The organism is Gracilibacillus phocaeensis, assembly GCF_900626275.1.
Classification (GTDB): Bacteria; Bacillota; Bacilli; order Bacillales; family Amphibacillaceae; genus Gracilibacillus; species Gracilibacillus timonensis.
Map to the genome: position 1 here is coordinate 1,004,297 of NZ_LR131145.1, position 12,062 is coordinate 1,016,358.

Annotated in this window: 12 protein-coding genes; 9 read left to right on the forward strand and 3 right to left on the reverse strand. The window is 37.4% G+C overall.

Annotated elements, in window-relative coordinates:
- Positions 1–111: 111 nt before the first annotated feature.
- A complete protein-coding gene (locus E0E32_RS20760; protein WP_066189593.1) occupies positions 112–498 on the forward strand; it encodes a GNAT family N-acetyltransferase in 387 nt (128 codons plus the stop codon).
- 133 nt (positions 499–631) lie between these two features.
- Here the strand turns inward: E0E32_RS20760 and E0E32_RS20765 are convergent, their stop codons facing one another.
- Positions 632–1,048 (reverse strand): helix-turn-helix domain-containing protein, encoded by a 417-nt coding sequence (locus E0E32_RS20765; RefSeq protein WP_130860716.1) that lies wholly within the window; start codon positions 1,046–1,048, stop codon positions 632–634.
- Positions 1,049–1,476: 428 nt separating this feature from the next.
- On the opposite strand from E0E32_RS20765, the gene E0E32_RS20770 reads away from it, so the two are divergent.
- The 7 genes from E0E32_RS20770 to E0E32_RS20800 all read left to right on the forward strand — a co-directional run bounded on the left by E0E32_RS20770 (position 1,477) and on the right by E0E32_RS20800 (position 9,122).
- Positions 1,477–2,637, forward strand: coding sequence for a XylR family transcriptional regulator (locus E0E32_RS20770; RefSeq protein WP_066189586.1), 1,161 nt, complete (start codon positions 1,477–1,479; stop codon positions 2,635–2,637).
- A gap of 369 nt (positions 2,638–3,006) precedes the next feature.
- Positions 3,007–4,332, forward strand: coding sequence for an ABC transporter substrate-binding protein (locus E0E32_RS20775; protein WP_165445116.1), 1,326 nt, complete (start codon positions 3,007–3,009; stop codon positions 4,330–4,332).
- Between the two features lie 57 nt (positions 4,333–4,389).
- Complete coding sequence (locus E0E32_RS20780; RefSeq protein WP_066189584.1) at positions 4,390–5,328, forward strand: carbohydrate ABC transporter permease; 939 nt, start codon at positions 4,390–4,392, stop codon at positions 5,326–5,328.
- 13 nt (positions 5,329–5,341) lie between these two features.
- Positions 5,342–6,169 carry a carbohydrate ABC transporter permease gene (locus E0E32_RS20785; protein WP_235817475.1) on the forward strand — a complete coding sequence of 276 codons (828 nt, stop codon included), beginning with the start codon at positions 5,342–5,344 and terminating at the stop codon, positions 6,167–6,169.
- A gap of 114 nt (positions 6,170–6,283) precedes the next feature.
- Positions 6,284–7,393, forward strand: coding sequence for a Gfo/Idh/MocA family protein (locus E0E32_RS20790; protein WP_130860718.1), 1,110 nt, complete (start codon positions 6,284–6,286; stop codon positions 7,391–7,393).
- A 25-nt stretch (positions 7,394–7,418) separates the two neighbouring features.
- The gene (locus tag E0E32_RS20795; RefSeq protein ID WP_066189572.1) at positions 7,419–8,270 is read left to right on the forward strand and encodes a DUF6807 domain-containing protein; all 852 of its coding nucleotides are present in this window, start codon (positions 7,419–7,421) and stop codon (positions 8,268–8,270) included.
- A 57-nt stretch (positions 8,271–8,327) separates the two neighbouring features.
- Complete coding sequence (locus E0E32_RS20800) at positions 8,328–9,122, forward strand: SDR family NAD(P)-dependent oxidoreductase (protein ID WP_130860719.1); 795 nt, start codon at positions 8,328–8,330, stop codon at positions 9,120–9,122.
- 204 nt (positions 9,123–9,326) lie between these two features.
- Here the strand turns inward: E0E32_RS20800 and E0E32_RS20805 are convergent, their stop codons facing one another.
- Complete coding sequence (locus E0E32_RS20805) at positions 9,327–9,848, reverse strand: GNAT family N-acetyltransferase (protein ID WP_130860720.1); 522 nt, start codon at positions 9,846–9,848, stop codon at positions 9,327–9,329.
- Positions 9,849–10,013: 165 nt separating this feature from the next.
- Entirely contained in the window at positions 10,014–10,337 is a 324-nt protein-coding gene (locus tag E0E32_RS20810; protein ID WP_130860721.1) for a nucleoside triphosphate pyrophosphohydrolase, read from the reverse strand.
- Between the two features lie 120 nt (positions 10,338–10,457).
- Between E0E32_RS20810 and E0E32_RS20815 the strand changes: the two genes are divergently transcribed.
- On the forward strand, positions 10,458–11,999 hold the full coding sequence (locus E0E32_RS20815; protein WP_130860722.1) for a histidine kinase N-terminal 7TM domain-containing diguanylate cyclase: 1,542 nt from the start codon (positions 10,458–10,460) through the stop codon (positions 11,997–11,999).
- Positions 12,000–12,062 lie beyond the last annotated feature (63 nt).

A 12,062-nucleotide genomic window follows, 5' to 3' on the forward strand; every position in this document is an offset into this window, starting at 1 on the left:
AAAACTACTTCTGTTTTATAGCGCTTTTTGTTGTATACTTGTGTTAAAAAGAGTTAATGCCATGAGGTGTACATGGAAGAGGCTGCATGGCATAAAGAGGAGTGATCTATCATGTATCATGTAAAAATAAATTCAGATATTTCAAAGAGTGAAGTTCCTGATTTAAGGGAATCTGTAGGCTGGGATCGTCACGACCAATTATACCCTGAACTACTTGATCACATTTATTTTTGGGGCGCAGTCAGAGATCATCAAGGTAAACTCATAGCGTTTGGTTATGTTTCCAGTCCTGGTAATTTACACGGTTATATGGAAGACATTATCGTTCATCCCGATTACCAGAGAAAAGGTATCGGTGTCAAGCTGGTACGCAGGTTGTTAGAAGAAGCGAATTTGCGCAAACTAGATCATGTTTCAGCAACATTCCAAGAAAAACACCAAGCATTTTATAAGCGTTGTGGTCTTAAGCCATGCAGCGCTGGGATTTGGAAAAGATAACATATTTCTTATTTTCGCTCCATTTTCTATTACAGTACTAAGTATTCACTTTTAAAATAAGGAAATGGTTTTTTGCTTTAAACTTTATTGTAAAATCATACATGGTTAATAAGTTTACCAAAAGGAATTAAAATTAAGCCTCTTCTCCCCCATTTTCTGTAGCCTCTTCTTCATACAGCGAATTAGATAACACGTTTTTTTCACTATATTCTTTTTCTATAGTTAGCAATGCATCAAGGTATCCAATAATCCTCATTAAATTATAATCTGATAGCTTGCGTATTCTATCCAATATTTGAAATTCATTAGATGAAGTTTTTTCTTTTATAATAGGCTGTTCCTCTCCAGTAAGTAACCATTCGATGGAAACAGAAAGAAATTTGGAAAGTTTGTATATTCCTACAGTGTCAGGAACTCTTTTACCGCTCACATAATTACTCATTGCATTTTTAGAAATACCAGTAGCTTTAGATACATCCACTTGTTTTAGCCCTAAATCATTCATTCGATCCAATAAACGATCCCCGACTCCAATGAAGTTTTCATTCATAGTAAAATACACCTCCAATCTAATCAAATTAACCAATACAATTGAGAATAAAACATTGAATTAAGTTCTCGATTGTAGTATTTTATAAACTAGGTAAACCAATTAACCATTAAAAAAATTTTACCACGTTCGTAGTATTACTGACACAGCTTCTATTGTTCTTTGGTCATTAATTATAGAAAGGAATGATTTTATAAAATGAGGAAAATTTGCTAATACTTCAACAAATATAAACAATCTACTCTCCAAAAATCATCATAGCTATTGATTGATAAACAAGACAAGCAATCATCCTTCCTATTGTTTCTTTTCTATTTGCTAATAAGCAATTGAAATATCAAAAAACATTATTGAAAGCGGATTATTAACCTTTTAAATTTTTAAAGTAAGGAATTAATTCTTTAAATAACTAATCAAAGGTGGAAATTATGAATTATCTTACAAATCACACAAAAAAACCGAACTATCATGTAGCCCTTATTATCGAAACATCCAATGAGTATGCAAGAGGATTACTTCGAGGAATCAAGTCTTACTTGAATGAGAATCGTCCCTGGTCGATATATTTAGGAGAACACAGCAGAGACCATACAGATCTTAGCTGGCTTAAAAACTGGAAAGGTGATGGAATTATTGCACGAATAGAAACGAAAGAAATTGCCTCCATTATAAGTGACATTAATCTCCCAACTGTCGATGTGAGTGCAAATCGATTTTTACCTCAGCTACCTTGTGTTGAAACCAATAATCAAGCCATTGCTACCATGGCAGCCGAGCATTTAATTAGTAAAGGGTTTAAGCATTTTGGTTTTTGTGGTGAAATGCAGTTCCCTTGGGCTAGACAAAGGTACCATTTTTTTATGAATTATGTGAAAAGCAAAGGTTTCGACTGCCATACTTTCGAATCCAATCGGAACAACTCATGGACTAAAGATAGGGAAGATATGGCTCAATGGTTAAAAACATTACCTAAGCCAATTGGAATTATGGCTTCATATGATATCTTAGGTCAAAAATTACTAGAAGCATGTCAGCTCGCTGATATAGCTGTACCTTATCAAGCAGGAGTCATAGGAGTAGATAATGATGAGCTGCTTTGTAACCTTTCTGATCCATCTTTATCTAGCATTGTTCCAGACACACTAAACACAGGATATAAAGCAGCGGAAATTTTAGATTTGATGATGGCTGGAGAAAAGGTTAAACCAGAGCTGCAGCTATTTTCCCCAATCACACTATTAACACGAGTATCTACTGATGTTGTCACCGTAGAGGATGAACTGGTTTCAGAAGCTATCCAAATGATTCGAAGCCATGCTTATGAAGATATTAAGGTCGAAGATATCCTGAAACACGTCCTTGTTTCACGAAGTGTGCTGGATAATCGATTTAAAAAAGCACTAGGGAGAACTCCTCATCAGGAAATATTGGAAGTGAAAGTAAATCTTGCGAAACAATTGCTATCTGAAACAGACTTACCTTTATCTTTAATAGCTGAAAAGATTGGATTCAAGCATTTCGAGTATATGAATGTACTTTTTAAAAGAAAAACAGGACTAACTCCAGGCCAATATCGAAAATCCAACTAATAAATCTACATTTTTAACAAAAAAATCTAAATAAGATAAATTCGCACATGTCGTATATTCAACTGACTGTCAGAAATAAATAAGGCTTCATGCCAATACGAAAAATCAAAATAAAGTAACGTAATATCTCATAGACTTTAAATTGCTAATTACCTATACTTGCGTTAATTACCTACACTACGAGCTAAGATATTCGGCATTCCATTCAGATTTTATATCTCACTCTGAATCCAGGTAATGAAATAATCAAACACATCAACAGAAGGGGAATTTTAACAAACGGGAGAAAGGAGGTAACTTAACAAGCAATTTTACGTCTTATCGAGAGATCATATAACAAGAAGTATACATTACAAAGGAGAAATGAAAATGTTTAAACCTAATTGTATGCGCTTACTATCACTCGTATTTTCCATATTTATTTTATTTTTTATCATTGGTTGTTCTACTGAAGAAGGCAGCGGCACGAATGGTGAGCAGTCTGAAGATGGTGTGACTCAAATAACCTATTGGCATAATTGGGAAGTAGGTCCAGGTGGTGAAGAAATCCAACAATCCGTAGCCGCGTTTAATGAATCACATCCAGATATAGAAGTTGAACCAGTATATGTAGCTGCTGATGGTGGAGATTCTGTTTCCTCTAAACTAGTTACTGCAGTTGCAGGAGGAAATCCACCAGATGTGATGTTGGCAAGCCGTTATGGAATTGCAGAATATATGGATTCATTAACCTTACTAAACGATTTGGCAGAACGGGATGGGATTAATCAAGATATTTACTACGATTGGGCATGGGGGGAATCAACCTTTGAAGGGGATATCTTAGGCCTGCCATATGACGGTACTTCAAGGGCATTATATTATAACAAGGATCACTTTGAAGAGGCAGGACTAGATCCTGAAGATCCACCTACGACCATAGAAGAACTAGAGGAGGCAGCACTCCAACTAACGAAACAAGAAGATGGTAGGTTTACACAGTATGGGCTGATTCCTTGGCTTGGAGAGGGCTGGTTATATTCTTGGGGCTGGTCTTTTGGGGGCGAATTTGTGGACGATTCTAACCAAGTGACCGCAAACAATCCTAAAGTGGTAGAGGCATTGGAGTGGATGACTGATTTCGCTTCCGAAATAGGTGCGGAAAATGTACTAAGTTTTGCAAATTCAGAGGGAAGCGAAGCACAAGACCCGTTTATCAGTGAGCAAGTTTCTATGGTAGTACAAGGTAACTGGATTATGGAACAAATAGCAGAGTACAACCCCGATTTGAATTACGGAGTTTCCTATATCCCTACTCCGACTGGCGATGACTTCACGACTTTTTTAGGGGGAAGAGCACTCATTATACCAAAGGGAGTAGAAGGAGATCGTTTGGAAGCAGCATGGGAATTTGTAAAGTGGCTTAGTTCTACAGAAGAGGGGCAAAGATTCAAAGAAATTAAGGGAGAATATTCGGTGATTCCGGAAGTGAACGAGGAATTATTTGGCGACATTCCAAATCATCAGCCATTCTTAGATGTATTGCCAAATGGGAAGCACCGACCAGTTGTATTAGCTGGAAATATGATGTGGGATGAATTAGCGAAAGCACCTGATCTCGTTCTTGATGGGCAAGGTACGCCTCAAGAAATCTTGGATAGAATTAATGAAACCATTAATAACGCCATTGATCAGGAAGAAGCCAGAAGGGAATAACAAAAAAAGGGGAATCTTCCCCTTTTTCACACATCGAAATAGTATGGGGGGTTCACAATGAAGTCAGTTTCACTAAAGAATAAGCAAGCTACTAAAACAAAAGTGAAAAGTACCATAGAAAGAAAACGTTCAAAATATGGAGTTATCTTTGCACTCCCATGGCTTATTGGATTAAGTGTTTTTTATTTCTATCCATTGCTTAGTTCCATGTATTACAGTTTTACAAATTACAATATCTCTGGTGTTTCTCAATTTGTTGGTCTAAGTAATTATATACAATTATTTAACGATCCAATGTTTTGGACAGGAATCAGCAATACCTTCTTTTATGCTTTGATGCAGCTCCCTTTGGCTGTCGTGACAGGCGTTTCGATCGCTTTATTACTCAATATGCGAATTAAAGGTCAAGGAATATTTAGAACACTATTTTTCATTCCATCCTTAGTCCCAGCAGTTGCCGTCGCTATTTTATTCCAATGGCTACTCGAAGCACAATTTGGTTTAGTCAATTACCTTTTAGATTTAGTTGGAATAGCAGGGCCAGGGTGGTTGGGCGATCCTACTTGGGCAAAACCTTCTGTAGTCATGATGTCTTTGTGGATCATCGGAAACACGTTTCTAATATATCTTGCTGGTTTACAGGATATATCACAAGAGTATTACGATGCAGCTGAAGTAGATGGCGCCAATCCTATTCGGAAAATATGGCATATTACCATCCCGCTTTTAACACCAGTTATCTTTTTTAATGTAGTAATGGGATTAATCAATGCTTTACAAGAATTCACACTACCATACACCTTAACATCCGGCACTGGTTCGCCAGCTGATTCACTAATGTTCTATAGCATGTATTTATATAACAACGCCTTTTTATATATGAGAATGGGATATGCTTCGGCTATGGCCTGGATTCTATTCGTGCTTATCATGGTTATCACTTTAATTATATTAAAATCGTCTAAACGATGGGTATTCTATCAAGGTGATGATTAGGAGGGATTTGAAATTGAAGAATAAAAAATTAAAAAGAGTATTAACCTATTTTTTTATAAGTTTAGCTGGAATACTGTTCGCGCTTCCCTTTTTCTGGATGTTTAGTTCATCCATAAAACCTAATACGCAATTGTTTAGTTACCCACCCATTCTAATACCAAATCCATTGGAATGGCAACATTATTATGATGCTCTTACCATGATTCCATTTTTTACTTACTTTAAAAATTCTTTAATTTATTCTGGATTATCTACACTGGGAGTTGTGGTTTCTTGCCCAATAGTGGCATACAGTTTAGCAAGGTTAAAATGGAAAGGTCGTGACACCCTCTTTGTTATTACATTGGCTGTGATGATGATTCCATTCCCTGTAACGATGGTACCTTTGTTTCTATTATTTTCTCAACTTGGACTAGTAGGTGGATTATTACCACTTATATTACCCTTGTGGTTTGGTATGCCTTTCTTCATTTTCTTAATGAGACAATTTTTCAAACAATTACCTAACAGTTTGGAGGATGCCGCTCGTATTGATGGCTGTTCCGAGTTCGGGATTTTTTTCAGAATTATGCTTCCGATATGCCAGCCTGCTATATTAACGATTGCGTTATTTCAATTTATGTTTTCGTGGAATGACTTCTTGGGACCATTAATTTACCTAAGTGACCCCTCGAAATACACTTTGCAAATTGGCCTGCAACAATTTCAGCAAACAGAAAGCACAGCTTGGGGACCTTTAATGGCCGCCGCTGTATTGATTGCAGTACCAATTATAGCACTCTATTTTTTTGTTCAAAAATCTTTCGTAAAAGGGATTTCCTTAGGTGGTGTTAAGGGTTGATTATTAGTCATCCTCAAAAATCTAAATAAAGTAACGTGATATCACATAGACTTTCCATCATTTATTCACTAGATTAATAGTGAGATAAAAATCCAACACGAAGGAGGAATTTGATTGAGAAAGAAACTGAACATAGCTATTGTCGGACTAGGATTTGGAGCTGAATTCATCCCCATCTATCGTGATCATCCAGACACCGAAATGTATGCTATTTGTCAACGGAACAAAAAAAATCTCCAAAGTATAGGTGATCATTTTGACATTAAAATGAGATATTCAAATTTTGATGAGTTAATTCATGATGACAATATTGACGCCGTTCACATTAACTCACCAATACATTTACATGCAGAGCAAAGCATTGCTGCTCTTAAAGCGGGAAAACATGTAGCATGTACAGTTCCCATGGCTACATCAATTGAAGAATGCCAACAAATTGTGAAAGCACAGCAACAGCATGGGAAAAATTACATGATGATGGAAACCGCTGTCCAAACAAGAGAGTTTTTATACGTGAAAGAACTGCGAGATAAAGGAGAACTCGGGCGCATACAATTTTTAAGAGGAGCACATCAACAAGAAATGGCAGGGTGGCCAGGTTACTGGGAAGGACTTCCTCCTATGCATTACGCTACTCACGCTGTAAGCCCTTTATTAGCTTTAACTGACAAAGAAGTAGAGTATGTTTCCTGTTTAGGATCAGGAAACATATCAGATCATTTAACAGCGAAATATGGTTCACCCTTTGCAGTAGAGTCCGCATTATTCAGGTTAAGAGATTCTAATCTGGCGATGGAAGTAACCAGGTCACTATTTGAAACTTCTCGTGAATATGTGGAAAGTTTTGATGTTTATGCAGACAAGAAAAGTTTTGAATGGCAGCAATTAGAAGCTGAAGATCCCGTAGTCTTCACTGGAGAAAAGCCTAAAAGGGTTAACATACCAGATTACGCTCATTTTCTGCCTGAACCTATTCAGCGTTATACAACAGAAGGAGTATATGATTCGGAAGAAAATCAACATCTATCTTTTACACAGGGAAGTGGTCATGGTGGGTCTCATCCACATTTAGTACATGAGTTTATTAGTAGCATTCTTGAAGAACGAGATGCTTTCCCAAATGCTCTCACCTCAGCAAATTGGACTTGCGCAGGACTATGCGCGCATGAATCGGCAATGAAGAATGGCGAAATCGTAAAAATACCTATATTTAAATCCCAATAAACGATCACTTAAGGAGGTGATTCGCATGAAACGTACTGAATTCAATATGTTGCAAGCAAAAAGTTCCAAACAAACCATTCATATTTACCGACAGAATGGACGTACCCCTATAATTACACAACATGCAAAAACGAACAAGCGTCCATACATTCATCCTATTGTTTCACCAGATGGTGTGGGAGTCATAACAGAGGATGCTCCATCTCACCATCCATGGCAGCATGGGCTTTATTGTGGATTCAATAATATTAATAATATTGGATTTTGGGAAGAAGGATTAAGAGGTGGTTACGATGGTACCATTCGCCCTAAGCCATTATCTGAACCAGTCCTAAAAGAAAATAGAGCATCATGGAAAGTAGAAACGGAATGGCATGCGCCCGATGGAACGCACATGATCACAGAAAAACAAATTTGGACATTTACCGACCATCGTGATAAATACGAATTAGATCTTGTTTGGTCTTTACGAGCTGAAACATTACTTACTTTTGGTCAACACATAGCCGGTGGGCTGTTTCTGCGTATGCCATTCAGAGAAGAGCTGGGTGGCAGAGCAATTAACAGTTACGGATTGGAAAACGAGGAAGCTGAAGCAAAGCCTGCCAATTGGGTTGCCGTCAGTATGCCCATTGAAAATCGCAAAAACTGGGCTGGAATTGCTATGATGAACCATCAAGATAACCCACAACACCCTGTTACTTGGAGGGTAGACGATCAGCTCGGTATTTCTCCAAGTAGATGCATCAGTGGAGAGTGGACTCAAGAGCAAGGACAAATAGAAAGATATAAGCATCGTTTATTGATTTACTGCGGTGAATCGAATACAGAACAAATAGAAGAAAATTGGAACACTTTTAACAATAGTCTAGTATAAACATATCAATCCAATGGGAAACAATATAAAAAATCATAAAAGATTGGGGATAGAAATATGACTGGAAATAGATTAAAGAATAAAGTGGCTGTAGTTACTGGAGGCGGTTCAGGTATCGGACGGGAGACATGTCTATTATTTGCAGAAGAAGGTGCACAAGTTGTAGTAGTGGACCGTTATGAAACGGATGCGCAAAATACGGTAGATTTGATTGCTGATCAAGGTGGCTTGCCCGCACTACCCGCAACTGCAGATGTGGGTAGTGAGAAAGACATAGCGAGAGTAGCTCTGGATGTGAAGAATAAATTCAATCGAGTAGACATTCTTGTCAATAATGCTGGGGTTCGTGTTTTTGGACCAGTTACGGAAGCAGATGAGGAAACATGGCAATTTATCTTTGATATTAACTTACGTGCAGTGGGCTATTGCTGTAAACATTTTATTCCAATAATGTCTGAAAGCAATGGTGGTTCTATCGTCAACGTCTCATCGGCCAATGGTGTAGTAGGGCGCCCAGGTATGGGATTATATGATGCTACCAAAGCAGGCGTTCTTGCCCTTACACGCTCAATGGCATGTGATCATGCAGAAGAGAAGCTACGTGTCAACGCTATTCTTCCCGGTCCTACCTTGACCGACTACCATATTAAAAGGGCAGAAGCTGCAGGGAAAGAACTAGATCAAAGTGTAACTAAACCTAATCCTGATGGACCAGGTATCCTTAAACGTCAAGGAACCCCAAGAGAATTGGCCTATGGAATTCTATTCTTAGCCTCAGATGAAGCTTCTTTCGTAACAGGAGCATGTTTAAATGTGGATGGCGGGCTATCTGCACTTGCTCAGAGGAATTAGTCTTTAAAATTGAATAAAAAGAAAAGCTATGAATAGGATAGGAACATTAGTATCAAGAGGTTATTGGGAATAAGGATTTTTAGAAATATAGCCACACAAGCACATTTTAATACAAAAATAATATACAATGAAAAGACGACTCACACTTTTATAATGTAAAATGAGTCGTCTTTTTTATAAAACCGAATTTATCCAGTTTCATCCTTATTTCACACCCAAAAACTCGTCTCTCAAAATAGCATAATAATATTCATCCCACCATTCATCACCGTGTGGAATACATTGTTTAAAAAATCCTTCTCTCCTCATACCAATCTTCTCCATTACACGATAGGACGGCCTATTTTCAGGTTGACAGGTTGCAATAATTCGATGCAGATGCAATTGATTAAAACCAAATGCAAGCACAGCTTTGGCGGCCTCTGTAGCATAGCCCTTTCCGTGATACAAAGGATTAAATACCCAGCCAATCTCAAAGGTGTGGTCGCCAAAATAAGGATGGAAAACAATATGTCCAATCAATTGGTGTGTATCCATTTCTATAACAGCATACTTTTCTGCCTCGTCTCCTTTATTGTCTATAACAAATTGCCTAGCATCTTCCTTTGAAAATACCTCTTCAGGAAGGTATTTCATCACTGCTTGATCAGATGTATACGGATACACCGCCTCCCAATCGGATTCATTAAATTCTCTTAGTTGTAATCTGTTTGTTTTAATATTCATAGGTTCTCCTTTATCAAAGTCTATTGTATATATTTGAACACCACTATTATTGAGCAACCTCTGTTAATATGCATTTTTTACAAATAACACCTTTATCCAATAATCTGCCCTAATACCCTATGCTCTGCGATAGACTTTCCACAATCTCACGCAAGCATATATTATTTACTCGCTAACTTCCTCTAAAAAAATTTTATTATCAAATCCACCACGTGTTTTAAGCTTCTGCTCCCTCATTTGCAATAACGTTTGCTCTGATACTTGATGTGTTTTTGCTAAAGCTATCACCACTTCCATCATATCTGCTAATTCTTCGACAGCTGCTTGGTCATTATTTGCCTTTCGATATTCCTTCCATTCTTCTTTAAGTTTTTGTATTAGTTCCAGTTTATAAGATTTCTCATCCATTATTCTTATTTGACAGTACTGCCCTTGTTCTTCAATAATTTCAGGAATATAGTCTCGAACCAATTTATTATAAATAGTCATGATAATACCTCTCTTTTCAAAAATAAGATCATCTAACTAACATTAATATGTCGATTATCTCATAAATACTTCTCCTCATCCTCCCCTATTTATGCTACATTATAGAAAGGGGGTAAGCTTATGGACTCACAAATCACAGCTTTTATAGCGTTAATGGTAACGTCTGGCGTTATCAACCTCGTTTTAGCCGTTTTTGCCTATGCACGTCGCCATTATTATAAAAGCATTGCCTGGACTTTTATTATTTATATTTTACCCATTAGCATCTATTGTTTTGCCGGTGCATTTGGACTGCTTGCTACCAACATTGAACAAATAAAGACATGGACCATTATACAATACATAGGTATAGGTTATTCTCCACTACTTGGATTATTATTTATCCTGCGCTATTTTGGGATGGAAACAGCGTTTAAACGAGTATTACTTTTATTAATCATCCCAACCATTACCATTATTTTAGTAGCAACCAACGACTTGCACCATCTCTACTATCGCACGTTACAAATTGACCCTTTGTTAGGCGCACCTTATGTGGAACAAGAGGTTGGTATATGGTACATTGTTCATGGCATTTTCACTTTTTCATTTATGTTTATTGCACTTATTTTAACGTTACTACAATTAAAAACGGCAGCCCGTGCTTATTGGAAACAAATTATTGTCTTAGCACTTGGGCAATTCCTTCCCATTGTCATGTCTTACTTTTATTTAACAGGTTTAACTCCATCTGGAATTGACCCTGTCCCGATGATATTAGGACTTTCATCTACTCTTTACCTATGGGCCATCACCACTTCACAAATGTTTACGGTAGTGCCTATTGCAAAAGACGTTATCTTCCAAAGTATGGATAATGGTGTGATCGTCTTGGATAATTCCTATCGTCTAGTGGAATATAATCAAGCAGCACAGAAAATGTTAATAGGCATTAACCAACAGATGTATGGACAAAATTTCTATCATATTTGGAAGAATTTATCGGGACTTCCTTTCCCATATAGTTTATCAGAAAGCCCACTGGAAGCAGAAATCACTTACAATCGACAGCATAAACCACGTGTGTTTCAATTACGTGTATCCCCTCTGTCCCATACTACAAAAAATAGTGGTAGATTGGTTATATTTACGGATATTACGAAAATGAAAAATATGCAGACACAACTTGAATACTTGGCCTATTATGATGAACTGACTAATATACTTAATCGGAGGGCCTTTTTCCAGCGAGCAGAAATTGCCATTTCACAAGCAAAAAAAAGTTTTGCTATACTCCTTTTCGATATTGATCACTTTAAGAAAATAAATGATACCTATGGACATCAGGTCGGAGATCGTATTTTGAATGAAACGAGCCAACTTTTTCGAAAAATATTGCCCGACCATTGTCTCTTAGCTCGTTATGGCGGGGAAGAATTTATCCTTACGTTAAACGACATGGATATAAAAGAAGCATATCAATTGGCTGAAACCATGCGGCAGCAATTAGAGGAGCACCCATTTAAAATCGATTCACTCTCCATCCCTGTTACCATCAGTCTAGGCATCTCCAGCATAGACAACTTAAATAAACACACCTTAGAGCAATTGCTATATCAAGCAGATCAAGCATTATACCTGGCGAAAGAGAGAGGCCGTAACCAAGTGCAAATCTTTTCCTAACAAAAGGAGAGAGCGGCTTTCCGGACGGTTTTGGGTGTGTTCCGGACAGTTTAAGCCTCTTCC